Source organism: Methanothermobacter sp. THM-1 (assembly GCF_009914355.1).
GTDB lineage: Archaea > Methanobacteriota > Methanobacteria > Methanobacteriales > Methanothermobacteraceae > Methanothermobacter > Methanothermobacter wolfei.
The window spans coordinates 751,127-776,311 of sequence record NZ_CP044013.1; the positions used below are offsets into that span (position 1 = coordinate 751,127).

20 protein-coding genes and 1 pseudogene are annotated in these 25,185 nt (G+C 50.2%); 11 read left to right on the forward strand and 10 right to left on the reverse strand.

Annotated elements, in window-relative coordinates; genetic code table 11:
• Positions 1-115: 115 nt before the first annotated feature.
• From FZP57_RS04030 to FZP57_RS04040, 3 genes are all read left to right on the forward strand, one after another.
• Entirely contained in the window at positions 116-3,478 is a 3,363-nt protein-coding gene (locus FZP57_RS04030; protein WP_191216522.1) for a cobaltochelatase subunit CobN, read from the forward strand.
• Between the two features lie 110 nt (positions 3,479-3,588).
• A complete protein-coding gene (locus FZP57_RS04035; protein WP_074358890.1) occupies positions 3,589-5,355 on the forward strand; it encodes a PAS domain S-box protein in 1,767 nt (588 codons plus the stop codon).
• Between the two features lie 5 nt (positions 5,356-5,360).
• Positions 5,361-7,151, forward strand: a complete 1,791-nt coding sequence (locus FZP57_RS04040) for a histidine kinase dimerization/phosphoacceptor domain -containing protein (protein WP_074358891.1) — start codon at positions 5,361-5,363, stop codon at positions 7,149-7,151.
• Between the two features lie 33 nt (positions 7,152-7,184).
• Here FZP57_RS04040 and FZP57_RS04045 read toward each other — a convergent pair whose 3' ends face one another.
• From FZP57_RS04045 to FZP57_RS04055, 3 genes are all read right to left on the reverse strand, one after another.
• Positions 7,185-8,375, reverse strand: a complete 1,191-nt coding sequence (locus FZP57_RS04045; protein WP_238337989.1) for a putative PEP-binding protein — start codon at positions 8,373-8,375, stop codon at positions 7,185-7,187.
• 132 nt (positions 8,376-8,507) lie between these two features.
• Complete coding sequence (locus FZP57_RS04050; protein ID WP_074358893.1) at positions 8,508-9,377, reverse strand: DUF368 domain-containing protein; 870 nt, start codon at positions 9,375-9,377, stop codon at positions 8,508-8,510.
• Between the two features lie 98 nt (positions 9,378-9,475).
• Positions 9,476-10,342, reverse strand: a complete 867-nt coding sequence (locus FZP57_RS04055) for a nuclease-related domain-containing protein (protein ID WP_074358894.1) — start codon at positions 10,340-10,342, stop codon at positions 9,476-9,478.
• A 531-nt stretch (positions 10,343-10,873) separates the two neighbouring features.
• Between FZP57_RS04055 and FZP57_RS04060 the strand changes: the two genes are divergently transcribed.
• On the forward strand, positions 10,874-11,299 hold the full coding sequence (locus FZP57_RS04060) for a PepSY domain-containing protein (protein WP_191216524.1): 426 nt from the start codon (positions 10,874-10,876) through the stop codon (positions 11,297-11,299).
• 67 nt (positions 11,300-11,366) lie between these two features.
• Here FZP57_RS04060 and FZP57_RS04065 read toward each other — a convergent pair whose 3' ends face one another.
• The gene (locus tag FZP57_RS04065) at positions 11,367-13,067 is read right to left on the reverse strand and encodes a sensor histidine kinase (protein ID WP_191216525.1); all 1,701 of its coding nucleotides are present in this window, start codon (positions 13,065-13,067) and stop codon (positions 11,367-11,369) included.
• Positions 13,068-13,161: 94 nt separating this feature from the next.
• Positions 13,162-13,848, reverse strand: a complete 687-nt coding sequence (locus tag FZP57_RS04070; protein WP_191216526.1) for a DUF169 domain-containing protein — start codon at positions 13,846-13,848, stop codon at positions 13,162-13,164.
• Between the two features lie 320 nt (positions 13,849-14,168).
• On the opposite strand from FZP57_RS04070, the pseudogene FZP57_RS09720 reads away from it, so the two are divergent.
• From FZP57_RS09720 to FZP57_RS04080, 3 genes and pseudogenes are all read left to right on the forward strand, one after another.
• Positions 14,169-14,234 (forward strand): annotated as a pseudogene (locus FZP57_RS09720) (hypothetical protein); the annotation flags it as partial.
• A 75-nt stretch (positions 14,235-14,309) separates the two neighbouring features.
• The gene (locus FZP57_RS04075) at positions 14,310-14,834 is read left to right on the forward strand and encodes a zinc ribbon domain-containing protein (protein ID WP_370518344.1); all 525 of its coding nucleotides are present in this window, start codon (positions 14,310-14,312) and stop codon (positions 14,832-14,834) included.
• A gap of 4 nt (positions 14,835-14,838) precedes the next feature.
• Positions 14,839-15,771, forward strand: coding sequence for a M48 family metallopeptidase (locus FZP57_RS04080; protein ID WP_191216528.1), 933 nt, complete (start codon positions 14,839-14,841; stop codon positions 15,769-15,771).
• 4 nt (positions 15,772-15,775) lie between these two features.
• Here FZP57_RS04080 and FZP57_RS04085 read toward each other — a convergent pair whose 3' ends face one another.
• The 3 genes from FZP57_RS04085 to FZP57_RS04095 all read right to left on the reverse strand — a co-directional run bounded on the left by FZP57_RS04085 (position 15,776) and on the right by FZP57_RS04095 (position 19,643).
• Entirely contained in the window at positions 15,776-16,192 is a 417-nt protein-coding gene (locus FZP57_RS04085) for a hypothetical protein (protein WP_115892348.1), read from the reverse strand.
• A gap of 200 nt (positions 16,193-16,392) precedes the next feature.
• Positions 16,393-16,815 (reverse strand): YkvA family protein, encoded by a 423-nt coding sequence (locus tag FZP57_RS04090; RefSeq protein WP_238337990.1) that lies wholly within the window; start codon positions 16,813-16,815, stop codon positions 16,393-16,395.
• 23 nt (positions 16,816-16,838) lie between these two features.
• On the reverse strand, positions 16,839-19,643 hold the full coding sequence (locus FZP57_RS04095) for an ATP-dependent DNA helicase (RefSeq protein ID WP_340222460.1): 2,805 nt from the start codon (positions 19,641-19,643) through the stop codon (positions 16,839-16,841).
• A gap of 87 nt (positions 19,644-19,730) precedes the next feature.
• On the opposite strand from FZP57_RS04095, the gene FZP57_RS04100 reads away from it, so the two are divergent.
• From FZP57_RS04100 to FZP57_RS04115, 4 genes are all read left to right on the forward strand, one after another.
• The gene (locus FZP57_RS04100) at positions 19,731-20,510 is read left to right on the forward strand and encodes a ZIP family metal transporter (protein WP_115892346.1); all 780 of its coding nucleotides are present in this window, start codon (positions 19,731-19,733) and stop codon (positions 20,508-20,510) included.
• 129 nt (positions 20,511-20,639) lie between these two features.
• Positions 20,640-21,191: a DNA protection during starvation protein gene (gene dps, locus FZP57_RS04105; protein WP_191216529.1), complete on the forward strand. Its 552-nt coding sequence runs from the start codon at positions 20,640-20,642 to the stop codon at positions 21,189-21,191.
• A gap of 48 nt (positions 21,192-21,239) precedes the next feature.
• A complete protein-coding gene (locus FZP57_RS04110; protein WP_074358906.1) occupies positions 21,240-21,458 on the forward strand; it encodes a cytochrome b5 domain-containing protein in 219 nt (72 codons plus the stop codon).
• Between the two features lie 18 nt (positions 21,459-21,476).
• On the forward strand, positions 21,477-23,225 hold the full coding sequence (locus tag FZP57_RS04115) for a thiamine pyrophosphate-dependent enzyme (RefSeq protein ID WP_074358907.1): 1,749 nt from the start codon (positions 21,477-21,479) through the stop codon (positions 23,223-23,225).
• 132 nt (positions 23,226-23,357) lie between these two features.
• Here FZP57_RS04115 and FZP57_RS04120 read toward each other — a convergent pair whose 3' ends face one another.
• Both FZP57_RS04120 and FZP57_RS04125 read right to left on the reverse strand, forming a co-directional pair.
• Positions 23,358-24,410: an ABC transporter ATP-binding protein gene (locus FZP57_RS04120; protein ID WP_074358908.1), complete on the reverse strand. Its 1,053-nt coding sequence runs from the start codon at positions 24,408-24,410 to the stop codon at positions 23,358-23,360.
• 73 nt (positions 24,411-24,483) lie between these two features.
• On the reverse strand, positions 24,484-25,170 hold the full coding sequence (locus FZP57_RS04125; protein ID WP_191216530.1) for an ABC transporter permease: 687 nt from the start codon (positions 25,168-25,170) through the stop codon (positions 24,484-24,486).
• Between the last annotated feature and the right edge of the window lie 15 nt (positions 25,171-25,185).

A 25,185-nucleotide genomic window follows, 5' to 3' on the forward strand; every position in this document is an offset into this window, starting at 1 on the left:
GGAGGAGCATGGGGAGATACTCAGAATAAGAAAGATATACCTTGAAAAATATGAGGACCCCCACGCACCCCTTGATGAACTCGGGGAGGAGGTTGCTGAATCCGATGTTATACTTGTGGATATAAGGGGTGATGAGAGGATAGGAAGGGAACTTCCAGGGATACTCAGGGGCATGGACAGGACCGTTATAAGCCTTGTCTGGGGCAGCAACCATATCCTCTCCATCACATCAATGGGCAAACTTGATCTTAGAGAAATCCTTGAAAGGGCCCCCCAGGGAATCGACCGGCAGGTAAGGAGGAGGGACGCTGAAAGCATCATTAGAATCCATGGCTCGGATGATATAAGGGAGGACCTTGAGAACTGGTTCAGGATCATGGACTACTATGCTGGAGGCGACCCTGAAAACCTCAGGAACATGCTGCTCTTCATACTCAACAGGTACACGGACCTTGAAATCCCCTACGATGAACCCATGGAGGTACCCTCGTATGGGCTCTACCTCCCCTTCAGGGGATTCTATACCGATCTTGAATCCTACAGGAGGGCTTCGGGCTTCGACCCGGACCTCCCAACGGTGGGTATGCTCTTCTACTCAGGGATGCACTTTGATGATACAAGGCCCCTTGTGGAGGAACTCTACGCAAGGCTCCATGGAAGGGTGAACTGCACCGCGGTCTTCTCAGACGTTGAGAACAACCTCAGAGCAATAAAGGAATACATGGATGACGTGGACATCTTCATAAACATGCAGTACTTCCAGCTAAACGGCGGACCACTAGGCGGTGACCCTGCAGAGACCAGGAAGATCCTCTCAGGGATAAACGCACCCTACCTGATATGCCTCAGGGGCTATGAAACAGACCTTGATGAATGGGAGGCTGAACTCCCTGGCCTGAACCCAATGGAGATAATCCTTGGAATCACCCTCCCAGAACTTGACGGCGGCTTCGAACCCCTCTTCACTGCAGGGATGAGGACCATGAAGGATGAGGACCTCGGTGAGGTGCGCCTGGTGGAGGTCCTCCCTGAAAGAATGGACAGATTCGCTGCAAGGATCCTTAACTGGCTGAAGCTAAGGGAGAAGGAGAACAATGAGAAGCGAATCGGCATAATAATCTACGACTACCCTCCAGGCGAGGCAAACCTTGGAAACGCAGGCTACCTTGACGTTCTGAAAAGCCTTGAAATATTCCTCAAGGAACTGAAGGATAGGGGCTACAGGGTCAGGATCCCGGAAAGGCCGCTGAAAGAGATCCTCATGGATGAGGGAATTATGAACAGTCCAGTGTACATTGAAAGCGGAGGGATGCGCCTCCCTCTGGATGAGTACATGAGATGGTTCAGGACCCTCCCCGAGGGCATCCAGGAGGATGTCAGGGAACACTGGGGCGAACCACCAGGTGAAATCATGGTGAACGATGAGGGGATAATAATACCCATCCTTGAACTGGGATCGGTCTACATAGCCCTACAGCCATCAAGGGGTGTTCAGGAGGCTGAAGCCTACCATAGGAGGGACATCCCACCCCACCATCAGTACCTCGCATTCTACGCCTACCTTCAGAGGAACATTGACGCTGTGGTCCACTTCGGAATGCACGGCACCCTGGAGTTTCTCCCTGGAAAGGAAACAGGTCTGGGCCCTGAATGCTACCCCGACATCCTGATAGGCGAACTCCCAAACATCTACTACTACTGGGCGGGTAACACCTCCGAGTCAACCATAGCAAGGCGGAGATCCTACGCCCTCCCTGTCTCCCATGCATCACCACCAATGAGGCCATCAGGGCTCTATGGGGACTACCTGAGACTCGAAGAACTCATAGAGGAGTGGCGTGACGGCTCAGATGAGGCAGAGAAGCTCATACTTGAAAGGGCATCCGAACTCAACCTCCCGGCTGACGTGGCCGGGATTGAAAGGGAGATCTACCGTATGAGGAGGCGCCTCATACCCGGAGGCCTCCATGTCATGAACCGTGAATGGACAGAGGACGAACTGGTAAGCTACCTCATGGGCGTCCTGAGATTCGACCGTGAACACCCCTCAATCCATTCAATAATAGCTGAGAGGATGGGACTGGACTACGCTGAGGTGAAGGACACATCCAGGGCCCGGCTTATAGAGGATGAGGCTGAGTCTATAATCAGGAAGATAATACGCGGTGAAGAGACTGAGCTCCCTGAGGATTACAGGGAATGGGTTATGAGCATCTGCAGCCGATGCAACTTCACAGGGGAGGCTGAGGCCATAATGAGAGCCCTTTCAGGTGAATACGTAAGGCCCTCACGAGGCGGTGACCCTGTAAAGGACCCTGAGACCTACCCGACAGGGTATTCGATGTACGCCTTCGACCCCATGAAGATACCCACCGCCGCTGCGGAATCAAGGGGGAGGAGGGCGGCGCGGCTGCTGCTGGAGGATTACTTCAGTGAGCACGGCAGATACCCTGAAACGGTTGCGCTTGTACTATGGGGATTCGAAACCCTTAAGACCGGCGGTGACACGGTTTCAATGATCCTTGAACTCCTCGGGGTCCGATTGGACAGCAGGTACGGTCCATGGGCCAGGAACCTGGACGTCATCCCCCTGGAGGAGCTTGGACATCCAAGGGTGGATGTCCTGATCAACATCTGCGGAATATTCAGGGACACCCTCGGAAACCAGATAGAGATCATTAACAGGGCCATCACGGAGGTTTCAAAACTTGATGAGGACCCTGAAGACAACTATGTCCTGAAGCACATCATGGAGGACGGCTCCAACACACCACCGGCAAGGATATTTGGACCGGCACCCTCAGAATACGCCAGCAGCCTCCCGGACATGATCGGGACCGGTTCATGGGAGTCGGAGGAGGAACTTGCCCTTGAATACATTGATGACATGTGCCATGCGTACCTGCCCTCAGGGGTTTCTGAGGCCGGGGAGGACTTCAGAAGGAACCTCAGGAGGGTTGATGTTGTTGCCCAGGAGAGGGATAACGTGGAGTATGAGGTGACGGACCTGGACCATTACTACGAGTTCATGGGGGGCCTCACGGCATCTGTAAGGAACCTTGGGGGGTCATGCAGTGTCAGGGTTCTTGATTCAACAGAGGATGAAATCTACCTTGAAGGACTCGAGGAGGTTATAGGTAGAGCTGCAAGGACACGCCTCCTGAACCCTGCCTGGCTTGAGGGGATGCTCGCCCATGACCATCACGGTGCAAAGAATGTTAAGGACCGTGTGGAGCACCTCCTTGGTTTCTCGGCGACCACGGGGAGTGTTGAGAACTGGGTCTATGATGATGTGGCAGACACCCTCCTCCTTGACCCTGAGATGATGAGGAGGCTCTCTGAGAACAACCCCTTTGCAACCATGAGGATGGGTGAGATACTCCTTGAAACATATGAGAGGGGATACTGGGACGCTTCAGAGGAGAGGATCCAGAGGATAAGGGAGATGATCCTGAAGCTGGAATATGAACTTGAATAGAGCACTCAGAATCCCACTAACAGTATACATGAAAGTGGTTGATTAATACATCTTTCCATTCCAGTTAAATGAAAAATGTTAATACTAATGAGAAAAGTAGATATACATGTATGTTATCTGCCCTCATTGTTGTTGATGACACCGTCACATCAATGGAAATTGAAAAACTCCTTGAATCAATGGGGTACCGTGTATGGAAGGCAGGAAACAGTGAGGAGGCTATCAGAACAGCCCTGTCAGTGAAACCGGACATAATAATCATGGAAACAGTCCTTGAATCAGGCGATGATGGTATAGAAACTGCGAGGATCATAAAATCCCACGCTGACGTCCCGGTGATCTTCATAACATCACAAGCCGATAGAGATGTCTTTGAAAGGGCATCAGGGGCTGAACCCGACGCATTCCTCCTGAAACCCCCTGACTCAGGGGAACTTGAATACATAATAAGACTCTCGGTTGACAGGAACAGGATTTGGAGACTCTTTTTATCTGCAAATGAACGCTACAGAAGAATACTCAATACAACCAGTGATGGTGTCTGCATCCTGAGGCATGATGGGCTCATACAGTACTGCAACGAGAGGATGGCCAGGATACTCTCAGCAGGCACCGATGAAATCATCGGAAGAAACATCAGGGAATTCCTACACCCGGATGAAAGGGAGAGATTCACAAGGTTAATCGATTCATGCAGGAAAGGCTCCAGGGGGAGCCACGAGCTTAGATTCACAGGGGCTGACGGGAAAACACTGTGGCTCATAATGGAAGGACACCCCCTGGACGACCCAGACTCAGGGACCTGCTTCTCCATGTTCCGGGATGTGACAGAAGAGAAGGTACTAGCTGAGAAACTGAGGAGAAACAGAAGGTGTCTTGAACTCCTCAGTGAAATAAACCACCTGGCCGCAGTATCCTCAGAGCCGCCCCAGCTCATGAGGGGAATCTGCAGGGAACTTGTCAGTGCGGGTTATTCGTACGCAGCCATCCTTGATGATGAATTCATGACACTTGAGGATGAAGGGGAAAGACCCCCTGGCAAGTTCACCACTGGATTAAAAAGGGATGGTGAAATGGGGGTCTATGTCACCGAAGTCCCCCTCAGGAAATCATACATCATGGTAGCAGGCGGAATCATGGATGAAACCGAAACCAGGGTCATTGATGAGATCGCATCAACACTGGCTGGGACCCTGAGGCGTATGGAGTCCGAGCGAAAATTCGAAGCAGCAGACCTCAGGTACAGGGAGCTCTTTGAAAATGCAGGAGACGCCATGTTCATCATAAGGGATGACAGGATAATCCAGTGCAACAGGAGGGCCAGGAAGCTCTTCAGGGCAGATAAGGATGAGATAACAGGAAGACACCCATGGGACCTCTCCCCGGAATACCAGGGCGGGAGGAGATCAGATAAACTGGCCCATGAACTCATGGAAAGGGCCAGCCGTGAGGGTGCCTATGAATTCAACTGGACCCACCGTAAGATGACAGGAGAACAGTTCCCTGCAAGGGTCACCCTTAACAGATCAGGGGATGTTCTCATGGCAATAATCAAGGACATGTCAGAACCCTACAGGGCCCATCAGCGGATAAAGGCGGAGCACCGGAAATTCAGGGACCTTTTCGAGTCAATCCCGGATGCAACCTTCGCCATAGACACTGAGGGCAGGGTGATTGCCTGGAACCGTGCAATGGAGAAGCTGACAGGTATTAAAAGGGATGAGATAATCGGGAGGGGTAACAGGGAATACGCACTCCCCTTCTACTCCCGCAGGACACCAGGCCTCCTGGAATCCATACTCACAGGTGAAGAGCCCCCAGGCAGTACCTTCACCTCACCAGGGATGGTGACCTCCTCAATGCAGAGGTCCATGTAAAGGGAATGGGCAAACACTTCCATCTAAGGGCATCACCCATATATAATGAAAAGGACGAGGTAATCGGCGCCATAGAGATAATACGAGACATCACAGACTACATTGAGACAGAGAAGAAGCTTGAAAGATCAAGGGAAAATTACAGGGCGATATTCGAGAACAGGGCAACACCAACAGCGGTCCTCGACAGGAAATGGCGCGTGTTGAAGTCAAACAGGGCATTCAGGGAGACCCTCAACATACAGGACGGGTTCAACCTCAAAGGCATCATACACCCTGACGACATCCATAGACTTGAAGGACTCTCTGACTCAGGGAGAACACATCTCAGGATAAGGTCCAATGGAGAACTCCTCCACATGATAGTCCACAGGGGTGATCTTCCAGGTTCAGACAGGACGGTGCTGAGCTTCAATGATATAACAGGCCTTAAAAGGTCCCAGCGGAGACTGAAAAGGGAGCTCAGGGTCAGGAAACTCCTGAGCGAGATACATCCCATCGCGGTATCCTCGGAGGATGCGGACAGATTCACCGAGGACGTGCTTAAACTCATATGTGAACTGACAGGGGCAACTGGAGGGATGATAAGCCTTGGAAACACTGTTATCAGGGATGGTCAAATAGGGGTGGAAGAAGAACCCCCGGAGGGAATAAGTCAATCCGGAAGGCTCATACACCTCTCATCAGAGGACACAGGCGCAGTGATAACACTCAGGGGAGAATTCAGGGACCATGACCTCCGGGCACTGAGGCACATACTGCACTACTATGACCTTGCAGTGAACCAGATAAACTACAGGAACAGGATAAAGGAACACAGGAACAACCTCAAACTCATAAACCTCATACTGAAATCATCGGAGAGAGAAAAACCTGAAGACTTCCTTGAAGAGGTTATTGATCTTATAACAGAGTACACAGACTTTGACTCAGCCGCAGTACACATGAAGGACCCTGATATAACGGTAAGCAGGGGTTCATTAAAGGCCCCGGACACCATACCATCCACAGGAGTGGTGAAATGCCATGAAAGGAGGGCTGAAATTCCCATAATCATCGAGGATGAGTACAGGGGCGTTCTGATACTCCGGGGAGATGAACCTACCAGAAAAAGAGAGTTCCTCGAGGTCCTGTCAAATGAAATATCCGATGGACTGCAGAGGATCCTCCTGAAAAACAGGATCATCGAATCACTCCATGAAAAGGACGTTCTTCTAAGGGAGATCCACCACAGGGTCAAGAACAACCTCCAGATAGTCGCAAGTCTTCTTTCACTGCAGGCAGGTTACACAGATAACAGTGATGTTAAGGGGGTTCTGCAGGACAGCCAGTTAAGGGTCCGTGCAATGGCCCTGGCCCATGAGAAGATATACAGGTCAAGGAATGTCTCAGAAATCAACCTTGCAGGGTACATCAGGACACTGGCAGAGGAGATGATAACCCTCCAGTCACATCACAGGATGTTCATCGACCTTGACCTCGACCTTGATGAGATAAAGGCTGAGATGGACAGATGCATACCCCTGGGCCTCATAACAAACGAGATAATCTCCAATTCAATCAAACACGCCTTAAGGGGTGAACGCGGCAGGATAAAAATAATCCTCAGGAGGGAGGATGGTCATGGAATCCTCACAATCTCGGATGATGGCAGGGGACTCCCCCAGGACTTTGACATTGACAGGGTCAGGTCCCTTGGGATGCAGCTTGTATCAAACCTTGTAAGGCAACTTGAGGGTGAACTTGAATATGGAAGCAGAGAGGGGGCATGGTTCCGGATAAAATTCCCCATCTAGTGCACCGGATAATCAGTCAAACAGCGCACGGGTCTAAATGTTTCTTGATAGGGACCTGAGTATCAGGGAACGCTCCACCCTCGCAGCGAAGGATTTCATTTTAAGTATCTTATCGGGGCTTGTTGAGATACCATCAACCCCCATCTCAATGAGCCTCCCCACCAGCATGTAACTGGTTGCAGCATAACCGGCGGCATAAACCTCAACCCCGGCCCCATGGCAGGCATCCACCACACCCCTAACAAGCTTCAGTACAGCGGGGTGTGAAAGGTCAAAGATTCCGGCAACCCTGGTGCTCCTCCTGTCAGCGACAAGGCTGCACATGGTAAGATCACTCATACCAAGGGATACGAAGTCCACACCCTCAGCCAGGAGCTCATCCACCTGCAGGGCAATTGAAGGTGTTTCAACGGACGCACCAACCCTGAGGTCCCTGTGCGCCTCCACACCAACCTCCTCAAGGACACTGACGGCCATCCTGTACTCATCCAGGTCCCGCAGGAAGGGGAACTTCAGTTCAAGATTGCTGTAACCGGCGTCAAGCAGATTCCTGACAGCCTCAAATTCAGCCCTTAAAACTTCAACGTCCCTCAAGTCCCTTGTAATGGCCCTCATACCCAGGAACGGGTTCCTCTCACTAACCTCGAAGTCCCCCTCAAGATTCCTGAGTTCATCCCCGGGGATGTCGAAGGTCCTGAAGACCACAGGTTTCGGGTGGAAGGCGTCGAGGATCTCCTCAAGACCTGACTCAAGGACACTTGTTAACCTTTTTTCCCTTAAAAGGAGGTAAGGGTGTTTCCCGGTTTCTATGACCATGTTCTCTATCCTGACCGAACCCACACCATCTGCGAATTCTGAGACCTTCTCTGCAAGCCATGGGAAGTTGAGATTGACCATCACCCTGGTTGCTGTTTCATGTAAACTGACACTCTCATCAGCCGGCACCCAGTCCATCACTCCACGGTAGATGTTACCGGTCTTCCCATCAACGGTTACTATCATACCCTCCCTGAGGACTTCAGTTGCAACCTCGGTCCCAAGGACGCATGGGATGCCGAGTTCCCTCAGTGTGATGGCAGCATGACTTGTAAGTCCACCATAATCTGCAACAACAGCCCCGGCCCTTTTAATTTCAGGGAGCATATCCCTGGCTATCTTCTTCAGGACAGCCACTTCACCCCATTCAAGGCTAGAGGCATCCTGGAGGTTCCTTATTATACGCACCCTGCCACTGTGCCGTTTTGCACTTGCACCTACACCCCTCAGAATATGCATAGTACATATTATGTGAGGGATGAATAAAATAGTCTTCTTTTTACGATAAAAAATGAAAGGTTTTCATGTCAGCACACGGGATCAGTATTCGATATAATTGAACCGCCTTTCAAGTAGCATGACCAGTGAAAAGCCGGCAACCCCTATGATGACGGATATGATGATTGAAGCTGAATCAACCATGCTTATCCTGTTATAGGGCAGCCTCAGGGTTCCAATCATGAGACCCACAAGAAAGGATAGGGTGATGGCCTCATGATTCCTCAGAAGGTAATCAAGGACCCTTGAGAAACTCATTATCCCGAGACATGCTCCAAAAAGGAATACCACTATATCAGTGATGACGAAACGGTTCAGGACACCCAGCATGTACTCATACTGGTTCAGGAGAAGTAGAAGGAAGGCACCGGATATCCCGGGGAGTATCATTGCACATATAGCCACGAACCCTGATATGAAAATAACAGGGAGCGTGTGGTTTGCCTGTATGGGGTTGAGGCCAACGAAGATGTAGGCGAAGATTAACCCTGCAGCTCCAGAAGCAAGGTTCCTGAAAGAGAATCCATCTATCTTACTGTATACTATGAATGCGGATGCGATTATAAGTCCTGAGAAGAATGCGTAGGTGTAAGCCACATAATTTGTTATGAAGAAGAGTATGACCTTTGAGAGTGTAAGTATTGCAAGACCTATCCCTGCAAGGAGTGGTATGAAGAGTTCGAAGTCAACCTCATCCCTCAGGGACCTCCCCGCCCCCTTAATGTCACCCCTCAGAAGAGGCCCGAGGAATGTGAATTTTATTCTGCTGATTGCATGGACAAGCCTCTCATATATACCTGTTATAAGGGCTATGGTGCCCCCTGATACTCCGGGCATGACATCTGCACTTCCAATGAAGAGTCCGCGAAGGAATATGGCTATGAAGTTCTTGAGTTTATCAGTGTAATCCATTGGAATCCTCCTCCTTAATAGGGATGATATTTATCCCCGAAGTTTATAAAGCTGTTCACCATGTGAAGCCGGACATGGAATGGAATTCAAAAGGTAATTCACCATACCTCTGAAGAGCAGTCCTCAAGGACCTCCCTTATCCTCTTAATTTTAATGTCCCCCAACATGAGGCGATTGTGCTCTATGTACCTTGGGATCATGCACGGCTTCATGACCCTGCAGAATTCATCCTCCTCTATGATCCTGTAGCTGTTGTTAAGGAATGCTACAATAGCGTTAACCCAGGATACATGTATATCCTCTGAGGCAAGGAACTCCTTGAGGGTGGCCGCGTTCCTCTTTGCCTGGGCTGATGGTGATTTCTCCTCCCTCATATCGAGGTCATATCTAAACCACTGGTCACCCTTTATGATGTAGTTGCCATTGTAGTACTTGGTCTCGATCACATAGAGACCTGTCGGTCCAAGGACAACGTGGTCGATGTTACCGTAAGAGCCCGGGAAATGGACGTCGTTGAAGATGACGTAGTCATCAGGGAGTCTCCTGAGGCAGTTGATAACCACAAGTTCCCCAACGTAGCCCTTTGCCCATCCCATACCCCTCTCCTCACTGGCAGACATAAACCTGAAGGATACCGGGATGAGTGCGATTCCAAGGACTAAAATAGCAATTGCAGCTGTGAAACCCTTCAGGGTGAGAAATAAACTGAGGGGGATGCTTAGAAGGCCTGTGATGGAGATCAATTTACCGGCCCTCCACATCCCCCAGTAGTGTTCCGCCATTCTTCCGGTGTGGGTCTTCTCTAGTGCTGATGGAATTTTCTTTGTGAGGCGGTTGTATTCAGCGAGGCTTTCAACGTATATGAGGAGTGAACCGCACTCGTCACACATGTAGAATACCCAGAATTCTTCCTCACCTTCAACTTCCCAGTAATGGCTGCATTTCTCGCATATGATATAGGGCATGCTGTCACTTCAGGGTCCTTTTACCTTAGTTTTTTAATGAGGAATTTATAAAGATTTTTATGATTGTTGAAGGATTGTCGGTTACCATCAATTTTATGAGCTTGGGAGAACATGGATACGTGATTTACTCCAGCAGTATAACATAGCATTCCCACAACAAGGATATAATTAATCCATATCTTTATCTGGTGTTTAAGAGAATCATTGACATTAGACTTTATGTTTTTAGGATGAAGTGTAAAGATAGAGGGGTGTCCCTAGAAGGTGTATAAAAATAAGATCTTTAACCCCTACCGGCCAACAAGGGGATGGTGAAACCAGATGGGAGGTGTATAAAAATAAGATCTTCAGCACGGCACCTTCGCTATACATCAATATAACGAATGTCAGCGGGTGGGAGGTGTGTTGGGACTACCCCGAAACCATCCCTAAAAGGACTGCGACCCCAATGAAAACTATAGGAAAAAACAGTTTTTCACCACTGCAGGGAGTCATAACCTTAATATAACACTAACCCAGTACCCTTTTAATATGGAGAGGAAAACTTTAAAGAGGGTTGTGATTATATTATTAATTTTAATTACGGTCATAGCTGCTACATCCATCTTTACCCAACCTAACACAGAATCTAATGACAGAAATATCAAAGTAGAATCTAATAACACACCAGATATACCTGCTCCTGAACCAAAGGAAAAAGAACAAAATTATACAAATCCAGAGCACGGAAGAAAACAGAATTTAATAAGTCCAGAGCAAGCTATCAAAATAGTAAAAAATACCGTCCCCGGCTATGGCAAACTTCATTACAGCGCCACATTAACAACCTGTAGGGGCAAACCAGCCTATCTGGTCACAGTCTATGATAAAGACCCCGACAGTGAAACCTATGGCCAGGCCATTGGCGGGGCTTATGTAGATGCCACCACAGGAAAACTACTCTATGGACATGGCTAAATTCAGACTCAAATTCTATTTAATACCACTGATTGGTTTTATGTCTCCAGATATATCATGAGCACCCCTATGCCATGGATTCACCAGTTAAATGTTCTCCTGAAGGTTTTCTGATTGTTATCCTGAACCCTGTGCCATTATCTCTATTTATGGTGAGGGTCCCGTCAAGCTGCTCGGTGAGGATCCTGACAAGCGTAAGCCCCAGGGTGTCGGTGCTCTCAGGGTCAATATTCCCTGGTAAGCCCACACCATCATCAGCCACAGACACGGCAACCTCACCATCAAGGGACCTGACCTTAACCCAAACCGTCCCGGTACCAGCAGGGAAGGCGTACTTGACGCTGTTTGTCACAAGCTCATTGATGATAAGCCCCAGGGGTATTGCCGTGTCTACATCGAATTCCACATCATCTACTTCAATCTTCGTCCTCACACCGGCACCGTATGAGATGACTATATCCTCCACCAGTCTCTCTATGTAAGCCCGGAAGTTGATCCTTGCCAGGGACTCTGACTGGTAGAGGTGTTCATGTATCATCGCCATGACCTTTATACGGCCCTGGCTTTCCCTCAGAACGTCACGGACCTCAACACCCTCTGTACTGAGGGTCTGGAGGTTCAGGAGGCTTGATATTATCTGGAGGTTGTTCTTGACCCTGTGATGGATCTCCTTTAGGAGGATCTCCTTCTCATGGAGGGATCTTCTGAGCTCCTCATCAGCCTCCTTGATCTCCGTGATATCAACCATGGGGGCCACGCTTTTCATGGTGCCTGGGATCATATCAGCGGTCATCTGCATGTGCCTGACTTCACCATGCCGGTTTTGAAATCTGAAGGTGTACCTCCTCGGTGCGAGGCTCGGGTCCCTTATTCGGAGTTTATGATACTCCGTCATCCTTTCAAGGTCCTCGTCCACAACGAACTCGGTCCAGCTCTTCTTCCCCTCTATCTCATCCCCTGAGTAGCCGCTCAGTCTCTCAAATTCTCTGTTGGCAAGGATTATGGTGGTGTCCTCATCCACTATGGTGGTCGCAGCCCCGGTGTTCTCGAATATGGTCCTGTAGAGTTTTTCCTTCTCCTCGAGTTCCTCTTGAAGATGTTTTTCCTTTGTGCGGTCCTCATAAACTGCTACCACCTCACCTGAGGGTAATCTGTACACGAAGTTTTCCCTCCATCCACTTATTCTCTCGTCCTGGTACTGTGTGAGGGGGTAGTGCTCAGGATTCCCTGTCCTGTATACCCTCCTGAGGACATCAAGGAGTCCGAACTCCTCCACACCTGGAAACACCTCAGTCACCCTTTTTCCAAGGACATCCTCCCTCTTAATCCTCTCAGTCTCCTCAGCGGCCCTGTTGAAGTCAGTGAATATGAAATCCTCACCATCATCCACGGCCTCGTAGACTGCAACACAGGTATTGATATTCTCAAATAGTTCTCTGTAGCGTTCCTCCTCCAGAACAAGTCTCCTGATGATAAAGTCCATACACGCCTTAATTTCCTCTGTTCCCGCTGGCCTTTCAGGGAATCCATGGGGGCAGGTTACAACAACGTTCTCATCAAGGTCCAGGAGGTACATGAATGGTACCCTGATGTCGCATGAAGCCCACCAGCTGACCCTATCAGGGGTTGTGTATATCAGTACGGCGTCGGCCTCGGCGGCTCCTTCAATGGTGTCAGTGACGGTCACCTCAACTCCGGAGGAGCTGAGCTTCTCAGGGAGATCAGAGACATCAACTTCAGCGTCCCTTACGAGGAGAATCCTGAGCATTCCTCACACGCCCTCCATGGTCTTCAGTGGGATTCACATACCTATTAAGTTAATTGTGATTCTGTGTTCAGGAATGATGGGTTCCCTGTTTTCATCACTCCTCCCTGAAGGACCTCCTGGTTCTCATCTCCTCGAGGTTTGAGACTATCCTTGGAAGGTCGCCTGCTGGTATGCTCACCATGACGTCCTCGTCCCTGATCTCCATGTGCCTCCTTGACCCTGTGTCGCCGAAGCCATAGGTTACCTTACCTGTGAGATATGGGAGTGCAGCCATTGAACTGCATATGGGTCCTGAGTCAGCCCCCAGTCCATGTGAACCGGAATCGTAGGCATTGGCGTGGAGTATCTCCATGGCCTGCCTGGCATTGCAGATTATGAATATGACGTCCGGTTCAAATTCAGCCCTTCCGAGTGGTGCGAATATCAGGGCCCTGAATATGCCAGGTTCAATGTTAAGATTGTTTCTCAAGGAGCGCTGGACTGCAGGTATGTCCCGGTAGACTCCCATGACCGTGAGGAATGCCCCGCTTCTCATGTTGGCCGGGAACTCTTTCGCGTCCCTTAACCCTGTGTATCTTGCACCCCCCATACATTCCTCCTCATCTGCAGTTGCATAGAAAACCTCCCCCTTCATGGCCTTCTCAAGCTTCTTGCAGAACCTCGATTTACCTTCCTCCCTTTCGATGTCCTGTGGCTCCCTCACTGACCACCTTATGGCCACAGGTTCATTCTCGAGCTTCAGAAGTTCCCTGAACCTTTCACCTATCTGAGTGTAGTCCATTAAAGCACCTCCAGATTTATTATTTAATTCTGGATTATAAATTATTATCTGGACACCCTCATTTTTATGAGCATCTGGCTGAGGTGAAGCCTTTAAACCTGGACCCCCACATCCTATTCAGATGGTTCAGAGTCTGGCATTAGTTTAAGCTATGAATACTGTTTTCATTTCCATGATTAGTTATTAGAGGGATATTCTCATTGTTATATGGTTTCTGCAGAAAAGAGAATCTGAATTAATAAGTGAACCAGAAATGATAAGGTTTATAATTTAAAAGGCAAATTATGAATTAGAGTTAAACATTTTTTGGGGAGGTCTCAATGTCCAGAGAAACCACAGATAGTATTTGCTGTCAGAAATGTGGTGAAGAGGTTTCTCCCGGGTTTAAGTTCTGCACCAGCTGCGGCGCCCCTATTAGACAGGGTCCTGCTGATCCTGGGGATAAGGGTACTGACGGATATGTGCATAGCGTTTTATGTCCTGAATGTGGTGCTGAGCTATCCCCTCCATCACGTTTCTGCACGGTCTGCGGAAAAAGGATAGGTACTGTCACAGCCCGGAGCTTTGATGAATGCTACTGCTGCGGTGCAAAGCTCACTCCCGGCCAGAGATTCTGCACCCAGTGCGGTGAATCATTTGATAGACCAACATCTGCCCAGATAAAAAAGGCCCTCGAAGCGAAAAGAAGGGAACAGGGAACAGATTATGGTGGTAGAGATACTGAACTCCACTTTGAAGATTTAAAGAGGAATTTCCATGAGCTGGAGTCAAAGTTTTTCAGTGCAGTCGATAATGCTATTGATTCTGCAGGAAGCGTACTCCTGAACCCTGGTGGAAATGGCTCAAGGGAGGACGGTGGCACTTATCTTGTATGTGATAGGTGCAATGCTCACTACAGGGTCAGACCACTGGATGATCTGTCTGATTTTTCAGGGACATGCGAGTGTGGAGGAAAGCTGAGGTTCATTGAAAAATTCCGGAGATGATAATGTGGGAGAGATAAAGAAACTGGAACTTCTCCATCCCAGTGAATATGAGCATCCTCTTGACCGTAAGGCCCTTCAAGCCCTCGAGGGAACACCCGGTCTTGAAAGCCTAACACGTAAGTTTCTCAAACATGGCGTGGAGAGGTACCTACGTTTGCAATATACTGGAAGCTACATAAAGGTCAATGAAAGAAATTTTTCTGAAGTTTACGACATTCTTGTTGACGTGTGCAACACTCTTCATGTCAAAAAAATACCCGACCTCTACATTTCATGGGATTACAGTATTAACGGTTTTACAGCTGGATCGGAAAACCCAATAATAGGCTTAACTTCAGGCGCCATAGACTTACTAACAGACAATGAACTCAGATACGTGCTGGGTCATGAAGTTGGACATATAAAAAGTGGGCATATGCTCTACCAAACAATGGCAGAGGTTATACCCATCATTGGTGACATCCTTGGAACAGCAACACTGGGCATAGGTGGAATTATAGGTACAGGGCTTCAACTTGCTCTGCTCTACTGGTGGCGCATGTCAGAGTTTACAGCTGACCGGGCCGGGCTACTGGCATGCCAGGACGAAGATTCCGTGATAAATGCCCTGATCAAAATGGCGGGTGCTCCAAAAAAATTTTTTGACAGGATTGAAAGGGATGCATTCCTTGAACAGGCAAGGGAATTCAGGGATTATGACTATGACAGCCTTGATAAGGTAGGAAAGGCGCTTCTTGTAATGGATAACACCCATCCATGGACCGTTATGAGGGCATCAGAAATTCTTGAATGGATCGAATCAGGAACATACAGTGAGATCATAGAGAGACGTACCAGAGAGCCGGGAACAGCTTTTAAATGTCCCAAATGTGGAACAACCCTCAATGGTGATGAGAACTTCTGTGGAATGTGCGGATCGAAGTTATGGTGCCGATGAACCATCATTTATTCATTTTCCTGATTGCAGAGTATAAACCTGCAATAAGAACCGATACAAGGAGGCCTGCCAGGAGCCAGGTGTAATCAACCACCTTTTTCTGTCCCCCAGGGACGGCAGTCATGTTGGTGACGCTTTCAGCGATGCTTCCTCCTGCTGAAACAGGTCCGGCACTTAACAGACTCATCTGTTCTATGAATACTCCTCCAGGGGTTACACCGGTCCCTCCAGGTGGAACAGCTGCTCTTATTGTGAATAGTATCAGTGAATAGACGATGTTAACACCATCACTCGCCCTTATTATCATGTAGTATGTTCCGGGTGCAGTTACCGGTCCAGGGCCATCTGGCGGACCATCAGATGCATATACAGATCCAGGGATTATAAAGAGGATCAGGCATGTGAAAAGCAGGGCCCTCATGTTAAAAATTCTGGATACGATTTAAATCCCCCCCACATGAGTTATAGGAATAACCCAGTGGACTTAAGGGCCTGTTATAAAATAAAAACCTGAGTTACAAAAATAACTCGTCCTAATTTAGTGTATTATTCTCTGTATCTCTTCATATATAAAATTGTTCATGAGAGAATGTGATTAAAAGAGCTGAGGGGACGTGCAGCTCATCTGAGACCCGTATACTCAAGGACACTGGACCTCTTATCACCCAGTATCTCAGAGGTCCTGGAGATGCATTCCTCCACCACCGATTCGAGGTCCTCGTCGCCGCTCCAGTACTCCTCAAGGAACCTGTAGCCCATCCTGCCTGCAAGCTCATCAATGACCACGGAGCAGAGGTAGACGTCATCTATGTAGCCATGGGGGCCAAATATCTCCTCGGGTATTATATCATTTGGGGCCACAAGGTAGCCCATGGCTGCGCAGATCATCAGCCGGTCCTCTCTCTGTATATCCCTGCTCTGCAGGAGGTCTGATAGTAGCCTGAAGAGGTCAGGGGCGTAGTCAACTATCCTCTCATAATCTCCCCGGTAACTGTTGAGGTTCTCGCGGAGTATATCATAGAAGTCTGTGAATTCCATATTCATATTATCATCCTGCGCCATAGAAATCAGTCCCCCACACCACAGAAGGTCCTGAACACGCACCTGCTGCAGAAGGGGTTCTTCCGTGGCTCGAAGCATTCATCCCTTATCCTTGCGACGGTTTCAGCGATCCTCTCCTTAACCCTGAATTCAGGGTCGGAGTCAAAGGATATCCTCATGGAGTCCTTTATAGCATAGGCGGAGAGACTGTCGAACCTGTACCTCTCCCTTAGTGCGTATTCATAGGTCCGGAGCTGGTACTCAAGGGCCATCCTCTCAACACCGCCGTGCTCACGGGCCTTGAAGTCAACGAGTTCCAGTCCACCATCCCGGGTCCTGATTATCAGGTCTGTTCTTCCCTCGATTATTATGTCATCATCGGGTATGGAGAAGGGCTCCTCCACCGATATGACCTCATCTGTGTGGTCCCGGCTGTCGTGGTAGTAGTTGAGGAGGTCCCTCTCAAGGCGCCTCTTTTTGACATCATCGTCTCTCCCCATGGGTATCCAGCACCTTTCAACGATTCTCCTTATGAGGGCCCCGTTTATCTCCTCCGAGTTCTTCATGGCCAGGTGGAGCTCCTCAAGGCACCTGTGCAGTATGATCCCATAGCGCTGCATGAAGGTCTCGGGGTAGACGAAGCCGTAGTGGTATATGAGCATGTACCTGAAGGGGCACTCCTCGTAGGTGAAGAGGGCCGAGAAGTTGATCCTGAGGGGCTCCTCACTCCACTCCCTTGTGAGGCATCTGCTGACGGATGTGCAGTCACACTCGTAGATGCCGCACTTCTCCCTGAGGTCTGTGATGAAGGGCGATATTCCAACCTTTCTGGTGTTGATACGGGGGGCCGTTGATATGATTAGGGCGTCCTGGGCCCTGGTCATTGCAACGTAGAAGAGGCGCCGGTCCTCATCAGGTACCTCCCCGGGTGATAGCAGGAGTTCCCTGGGTATGGGTATGATGTCCCTCCCCTTACGCCTTTTAACAGGGAACCTGCCGTTTATGACCGAACAGATGAAGACAACAGGAAACTCGAGGCCCTTTGCCTGGTGAACCGTCATGATCTTCACCGACGCCGGGTCCTCCAGGGCTGCCTCGTCGTGGTGGAGGTGGCTGGGTAGGAGGTAGAGGTACCATAAAAGGTCCTGTATCCTTGCCCCGGGCTTTATGGCCTCGTATCTATCTATCAGTGAGCTTAACTTTGCGAGGTTGAATATTTTAGCTCTGCTACTGTCACTCCCATCCTCTATGAGCCTCCTGAGGTACCCTGTAACCTCAAGTATCCTGTAGAATGTCTTGAGAACTGTCAGTGATCCCTCCCCAACCTCATGGCGTATCCTGTTGAGGCCAAGGATCTTCTCTGCATCCTCCCCGTGTACACCGATTTCCTCGAGTTCCCCCCTTGATGTGAAGTCCGAGAGTCTGCAGTTCCTGTCAAGGGACTCGAGGGCCCGGAGGGTTTCAGCGGTGAGGTCCAGGAATTCGCCCCTGAACCTGGATATGTTCCACCAGCCATCCCACTTCCTGAATTTTCCTCCATAGTCCGGTGGGTCCACGTAGGCGAGGAAGTAGAGCATGCTCCTCACCTCATACCTTTTGAGGAAGGAGCCGTCCCCACGCACTATGTAGGGTATGCCCTCCCTCCTGAGCTCTGCAAGGACCTTATCTGCGTGGTTGCGGACGCTCCTGAAGAGGAGTGCGACGTATCCGTATTCAGGTATCTTGCCGGTGGCTTTCAGTTTCTTTATTAGTGATACTATGTTCCTGGCCTCTGAGTTAACGTCCCTGCTCTTCAGTATAACAACGTCGGTCCCGCCGTCCCTTACCGGTTTGATGGTCTTCTCGTAGTGTCTCTCGCCCCTCATGAAGCTGTCTGCAGTCAGGACTATCCCTGCCCGGGACCGGAAGTTGTCCTCCAGGGTGACCACCTCTGCGTCGTACTCTTCACGGAACCTTATGAAGTTCTCTGGTGTGGCTCCCCTGAAGCCATAGATGCTCTGGTCCTCATCCCCCACCACGCAGATGCTGGAGTTTTTCCCTGCTATCTTCCTGAATATCAGCTCCTGTATGGGGCTTGTATCCTGGTACTCGTCTATCATTATGTACCTGTACCTCTTCCTTACGGATTCGAGTACCCTCTCGCTGGAGTTAAGGAGGAGGTAGACCTCCTTTTCAAGGCCAGGGAAGTCTATCTTCTTCTGCTCCCTGAGGAGTTCAAGGTAGCGGGCATAGCACCCGGCGATGCCCTGGTATTTTTCCCTGTCAGGATATTTCCTCCGGAGGGCGTCTATGAGCTCTTCAGGTTCAATACAGTTTTCGGTGCATCTGTTGAAGAATTCGATGGCCCTGTGCACCTCCCCCATCTTCATGTAGCGGTTCAATCCTATTTTATAGAACACCGTTCTGAGGAAAATGAGCTGGGATTCATCGTCGAGGATCTCAAATCCCGCCCCAAGTTCGTGTTCCTCCGGGTGGTCCCTCAGCACCTTGCTGCAGAATGAGTGTATGGTGGATATCTGCATGAGCTCGGCGTCCAGTCCCACACAGTTTATGAGCCTCGCCTTCAGTTCACCGGCTGCCTTCTCTGTGAAGGTTATGACGAGTATGTTCTCGGGGCTGACACCCCTTCTCTTGACGAGGTAGGCGACCCTTTCAACGAGTACACGGGTCTTCCCGGCCCCGGGTCCCGCCACAACCACCAGCGGCCCCTCCGTCTTCTTAACAGCCATCTTCTGCTTCTCTGTACATGCCTCGCCCTTCCTGCAGAGTGAACCCGTTATGATGAACCCCTGAGTGATATCAGTGTGAATAGATTTGATTGATGGGAATATTAATGTTTTGTCTGTTTATTAACCTGTAGCGGAATTAAAGGGTCTGAACACAAGGAATTATTAAAGAGTCTGTACATAGAATCCACAATGGATCCTGGAAACCCTGTCTTCAATGCATTCCTTGCAACCATCTTCACCTGGCTCATGACCCTTGCAGGGGCGGCCCTGGTTTTTCTACCGCTGCAGGGTGAGAGAAAACTCCTTGACTCATCCCTTGGCTTTGCAGCCGGTATAATGATCGCCGCGAGCTTCTGGTCACTCCTGGTCCCTGCCATTGAACTTTCACCCACCGGGGTGTATGCCTGGTTTCCTCCGGCTGCCGGATTCCTTGCCGGCGGCCTCTTCCTATCAGCCATGGACAGGATCATACCTCACCTTCACCCCGGCTGTGACCCTGAAGGTCTGCCAACGACCTGGCGGAGGAACAGACTCCTTCTCCTTGCAGTTGTGATACACAACCTTCCTGAGGGGCTGGCTATCGGTGTTGCCTTCGGTGCGGCTGCCAGTACCGGTGGACTTGCAGCTCCCCTTGCACTGGCGCTGGGTATAGGTATACAGAACCTCCCGGAGGGAGCAGCGGTATCACTGCCCCTCCTGGGTGAGGGGCTCTCCAGGTGGAGGAGCTTCATCTATGGACAGTTATCCGGTATCATTGAGGTGCTTGGGGGGGTTGGAGGTGCCCTCATGGTCTACTCCTTCTCAGGGATAATGCCCTATGCCCTTGGCTTTGCAGCGGGGGCCATGATATTCGTTGTGATAGAGGACCTGATACCTGAGTGCCAGAGCGGCGGTAACACGGATCTTGCCACGGTCTCAGCCCTCATGGGCTTTGTTCTCATGATGGTACTTGACCTCGCACTTACCTGATCCTCATGATACATCATAGTTCAGCCAATGGCCCCTCTCACTGAAAATTTTTTCATGAATACTCGGATTAGGTGTTTGAATCTCACATTTTATTAGATATGATTCACATAATATTCCACAGGTGATATCATGGCCAGGGTTACCCGTGAGATGGTTGAAAATTCAGGTATAGATGTGGATGAACTTGTGGAACTGCTTGTTAAGAACGCGGCTGCTGAGCTCACAACCTTCTATTATTACACCATACTCAGGGCCAATCTGATTGGACTTGACGGTGAGGGGCTCAAGGAGATCGCCGAGGCTGCAAGGATAGAGGACAGGAACCACTTCGAGGCCCTTGTGCCCAGGATATATGAACTCGGCGGTGAACTTCCAGGGGACATGAAGGAATTCCATGACATCTCAGGATGCCCACCGGCGTACCTGCCGGCTAAGACCAATGACACAATGGAGATCCTTGAGGTGCTGGTGGCAGCAGAGAGGTGCGCTGTCAGACAGTACACCCACATATGCAACATCACCGCCGGGAAGGACCACAGGACCTATGACCTTGCACTCTCAATACTCCACGAGGAGATACAGCACGAATCATGGTTCTCAGAGTTCCTCGGTGAAGGGCCATCAGGACACTTCATGAGAAAGGGAGAAACATCACCGTTCGTGAGGAAATTCCTTGAATAAAAAGGAGACCGGTAAGAAGACTTAAAGATTGAGGAGAGACTCCCTGGGATGATCCTCAGGGAGCTCCGGAGATTCAACGGCAGATCAGGACCCGCCTACGTCGCCTTCAGGGGAAGGGTCCATGATGTGTCTGAGAGTTTCCTCTGGAGGGGAGGGGTGCACCAGGTGGTCCACCGTGCAGGTGAGGACCTTACAGAGGCCATTGAGATGGCGCCCCACGGCCCCGAACTCCTTGAAAGATTCCCTGTTGTGGCTTTAATCAGATAGGAATAGAAGGTGTCTTTGATGGTGGAGTTCAGGTGCACGGTCTGTAACTATATATACACTGAGGTAAGGGAGGGTGAATTTGACTCCCTTCCTGAGGACTGGCGGTGCCCGGTATGCAACGCCCTGAAGTCGGCCTTCGTGAGGCTGAATCCGGAGTTCCATGAGAAGATTGATAAAACAGTTTCGGACGTCTTCGTGGCCCAGCTGGTTGAGTGGGGTGTCAGATACGTCTTCGGGATACCCGGAACATCAACCCTGGGCCTCGTGGACGCCCTCCGCAGGAACAGGTCCATCAGGTACATACAGGTGAGACATGAAGCCTCAGCCGCCTTCATGGCATCAGCCATAGGGAAGCTCACGGGCCACCCTGCGGTCTGCATGGCGGTTGCAGGGCCAGGAGCATCAAACCTTACAACAGGGCTCATGGACGCGGCCCTTGACAAGGCACCCGTTATTGCGGTCACAGGGCAGGTTGAAACTTACAGGATAGGTACCGGGGCGAATCAGGAGATAGACCAGCACTCCCTCTTTGAATCAGTTTCGGTCTACAACATGACACTCACAGGCCCCAAGGGCACCCCTGAGGTGGTGAGGCAGGCGGTAAGGCACGCCATCATCAGGCGGGGGGTGTCACATATCGATATCCCCCGGGATGTTCAGAGCCTTGAATGTCAGGAGGAGGTAAGGCCGTTCAGGGGGAGTATAGCTCCGGGGGTCTCACTGCCACCTGAATACCACCTCAGGAGGGCTGCTGACCTTATTAACGGCTCCATGCGCCCTGTTATAATTGCAGGATTCGGTGCCCTTGGGGCATCAGAGAGCATACTTGAACTTGCAGAGAAGATCGATGCACCCATCGTTGCCACCTTCAGGGGCAAGGGAATCGTGGATAATGACCACCCCCTCTACATGGGATGTCATGGAAGCATAGGGACAGCTGCAGCATCTGAGGCCGTTAGAAGATCTGATCTGCTCATAGTTGTAGGAGCATCCTACTCTGACCTCACACAGATACCTGGAAAGAGGACTGTTCAGGTTGACTTCGATCCCCTCATGATTGCAAGAAGACACCCCGTCGAGGCGGGACTTACAGGCAACTCCTCTATGGTTATCCCGGCACTCATACCCCTGGTCTATGAGAAGAGGAGGGATGAGTACCTTGATGAGCTTGGAAGACTTAAGGAAGAGTGGTTCAGGCTCCTTGAATCAGAGGCAGACCCTGAGATTAAGCCTTTAAGGCCTCAGTACATCATTAAGGTCCTTAACAGGGCCGTGGATGATGATGCCATCATATCCCTTGATGTGGGTGAGAACGTCTGGTGGTTCGGGCGTAACTTCATCATGAAGAGCACCCAGAAGCTCCTCCTATCAGGTTATCTTGGTTCAATGGGTTATGGGCTGCCAGCAGCCCTTGCAGCCCGGTTAGAATTCCCTGACAGGCAGGTTGTATGCATAACAGGTGATGGTGGTTTCTCAATGGTGATGGCAGAGTTTCTGACTGCAGTTAAATACAAGCTCCCTGTTAAGGTCTTTATACTCAACAACAGTAACCTTGCAATGATAATGCAGGAGCAGAGGGTTGAAGGTTACCCTGTCTGGCAGACAGAGCTCCAGGACTGTGACTTCGCAGGGTTTGCAGAAAACTGCGGAGGAAGGGGCATAGGGGTTGATGATCCATCAGAACTTGAAGATGCCACTTCAGATGCCCTGTCAGCGGATGAACCGGTTATCGTGGACATTAAGACAGACCCGAGGAGATTCATCTAGCAGTATGGCCATGCATGTTGAGTGGCTGATGTGGTTATCCCTGAAGAGGGGATTCATCTGGCGGATTATGGATGCTATTTTCATCCAGTACTGGCCACTGAAGGTCCTGATGGATTATTCTTGCAGAGGGACTCATCTTTCTTTTTCATCTATAAGATGTACGGCGGATGCCTTGAACTCGATCCATACATCTGAACCCCTATGAAGTCCCATATCATGGAAGGACTTCCTTGTCATGTAAACCGTGAAGACCTCACCGCCGCACATGACCTGGATGTGGTAGAGGGATCCTGCCTCACGGATACCGGTGACCCTCCCCCTTAACCGGTTGAGTGCACTGGACTCAACCCTTTGGAATGACACGGTTATATCCTCGGGCCTTATGGTTGCATAGACCCGTCCCTCCCGGGGCTCTGATGAGTAGAGGGTTACACCATCACACTCTATCACGGAGAGATCCTCACGGACCCTTGAATACCCCTCAATTATGTTCCTAACACCCACGAATTCAGCGACGAAGCTGTTTGCAGGTTTCCTGAAGACCTCACCGGGCCTTCCTGTCTGCATCACCGTCCTGTTGAGTATGGCTATCCTGTCGGCCATCATCTGACCCTGCAGGAGGTTATGGGTTGTGAATATAACGGTGATATCCCCCCTCAGTTCGTCGATGACACCCTCAATCATCCTCCTTGAAAGGGGGTCAAGGTTCGCTGTTGCCTCATCAAGGAGAAGGATTTCAGGTTCATTTATGAGGGCCTGGGCAAGGGCGAGCCTCTGCCTCTCACCGCCTGAAAGTTCATCTGCATTCCGATCATGGTATCCGCCGAGGCCCACCAGTTCAAGGATGTCATCAGCCTCACCCCCCGCAGGCTTGAGGCCACGTACCGATGGACCGTAGAGCACGTTATCAAGTACCGTGCCCCTGAAGACCGGGGAGTTCTGGAATACCATTCCCATCATCCTCCTCGCATCCACTGTGGATGTCACAGGAGACCCCCTGAAGAGTATCATGCCCTCTGAGGGTCTCTCAAGGAGGTCGATTATCCTGAGGAGGGTTGATTTACCTGAACCTGTTGGTCCTATGATCCCGAGTACCTCACCCTCCTCCACGGTGAGGTTAACGTCCCTGAGGACCTCATTTTCACCGTACCTCTTTGATATTCCCTGGAGTTCGATTATATACACATCTTTAACCTCTTGTTCTCGTTCTGCAGGATCTGGATATACATTTCACTTTATGAATCCCTCAAAGTATGATTTATTTCTCCTGGAAGTGGTGGAGGATGGTGTTAACTGCCAGTGATATGATGAGGAGTATTATGCCGAGGGCTATTGAGAGTTCAAGGTTCCCCTTGGAGGTCTCAAGGGACATTGCGGTTGTTATAACCCTTGTATACCCCCTTATGTTCCCACCCAGCATTATGGCAACACCCACCTCGGATATGGCCCTTCCAAATCCGAGTATTATGGCCGCCATTATGGCGTACCTTGCCTCCTCCATGACCTTAAGCATGGTCTGGTACTCTGTAGCGCCGAGCGCCCTTGCAAGGTCCCTTACCCTTGGTCCAACACTCCTGAGGGCTGTTATACTGGAACCCGTGACTATAGGGAGTATAAGGACCGTCTGCCCCAGTATCATCCCCTGGGGTGTGAAGAGGAGGTTGAGGGATCCCAGGGGCCCGGACCTTGATATGAGCATGAATACCAGTAGTCCCACAAGTACCGTTGGCATGCTGTAGAGGGTCTGTATGATATTTATCAGTGTGCCTCTACCCCTGAAGGGCTTGAAGTCAATGAGGAGTGCGAGGGGGATGGCTATGAGTGATGCGAGGATGGTTGATGAGATCGCTATCATGAGGGTCCTTACCGTTATATCCATGAGTTCAGGGTCCATGATGATTATAAGGCGAGCCGCCTCTCCTATTCCATGGATTATTTCGTTCATGATCATCAGCCGCCA

Bases quoted from the DNA above. Each gene is read 5' to 3' on its own strand.
- dps (WP_191216529.1), top strand. From the start codon at position 20,640: ATGGCCAGGGTTACCCGTGAGATGGTTGAAAATTCAGGTATAGATGTG.
- FZP57_RS04090 (WP_238337990.1), bottom strand. From the start codon at position 16,815: ATGAATATGGAATTCACAGACTTCTATGATATACTCCGCGAGAACCTC.
- FZP57_RS04070 (WP_191216526.1), bottom strand. From the start codon at position 13,848: ATGGACTACACTCAGATAGGTGAAAGGTTCAGGGAACTTCTGAAGCTC.
- FZP57_RS04110 (WP_074358906.1), top strand. From the start codon at position 21,240: ATGATCCTCAGGGAGCTCCGGAGATTCAACGGCAGATCAGGACCCGCC.
- FZP57_RS04125 (WP_191216530.1), bottom strand. From the start codon at position 25,170: ATGAACGAAATAATCCATGGAATAGGAGAGGCGGCTCGCCTTATAATC.
- FZP57_RS04100 (WP_115892346.1), top strand. From the start codon at position 19,731: ATGGATCCTGGAAACCCTGTCTTCAATGCATTCCTTGCAACCATCTTC.
- FZP57_RS04040 (WP_074358891.1), top strand. From the start codon at position 5,361: ATGGGCAAACACTTCCATCTAAGGGCATCACCCATATATAATGAAAAG.
- FZP57_RS04065 (WP_191216525.1), bottom strand. From the start codon at position 13,067: ATGCTCAGGATTCTCCTCGTAAGGGACGCTGAAGTTGATGTCTCTGAT.
- FZP57_RS04055 (WP_074358894.1), bottom strand. From the start codon at position 10,342: ATGCCCTATATCATATGCGAGAAATGCAGCCATTACTGGGAAGTTGAA.
- FZP57_RS04085 (WP_115892348.1), bottom strand. From the start codon at position 16,192: ATGAGGGCCCTGCTTTTCACATGCCTGATCCTCTTTATAATCCCTGGA.
- FZP57_RS04060 (WP_191216524.1), top strand. From the start codon at position 10,874: ATGGAGAGGAAAACTTTAAAGAGGGTTGTGATTATATTATTAATTTTA.
- FZP57_RS04035 (WP_074358890.1), top strand. From the start codon at position 3,589: ATGTTATCTGCCCTCATTGTTGTTGATGACACCGTCACATCAATGGAA.
- FZP57_RS04050 (WP_074358893.1), bottom strand. From the start codon at position 9,377: ATGGATTACACTGATAAACTCAAGAACTTCATAGCCATATTCCTTCGC.
- FZP57_RS04115 (WP_074358907.1), top strand. From the start codon at position 21,477: ATGGTGGAGTTCAGGTGCACGGTCTGTAACTATATATACACTGAGGTA.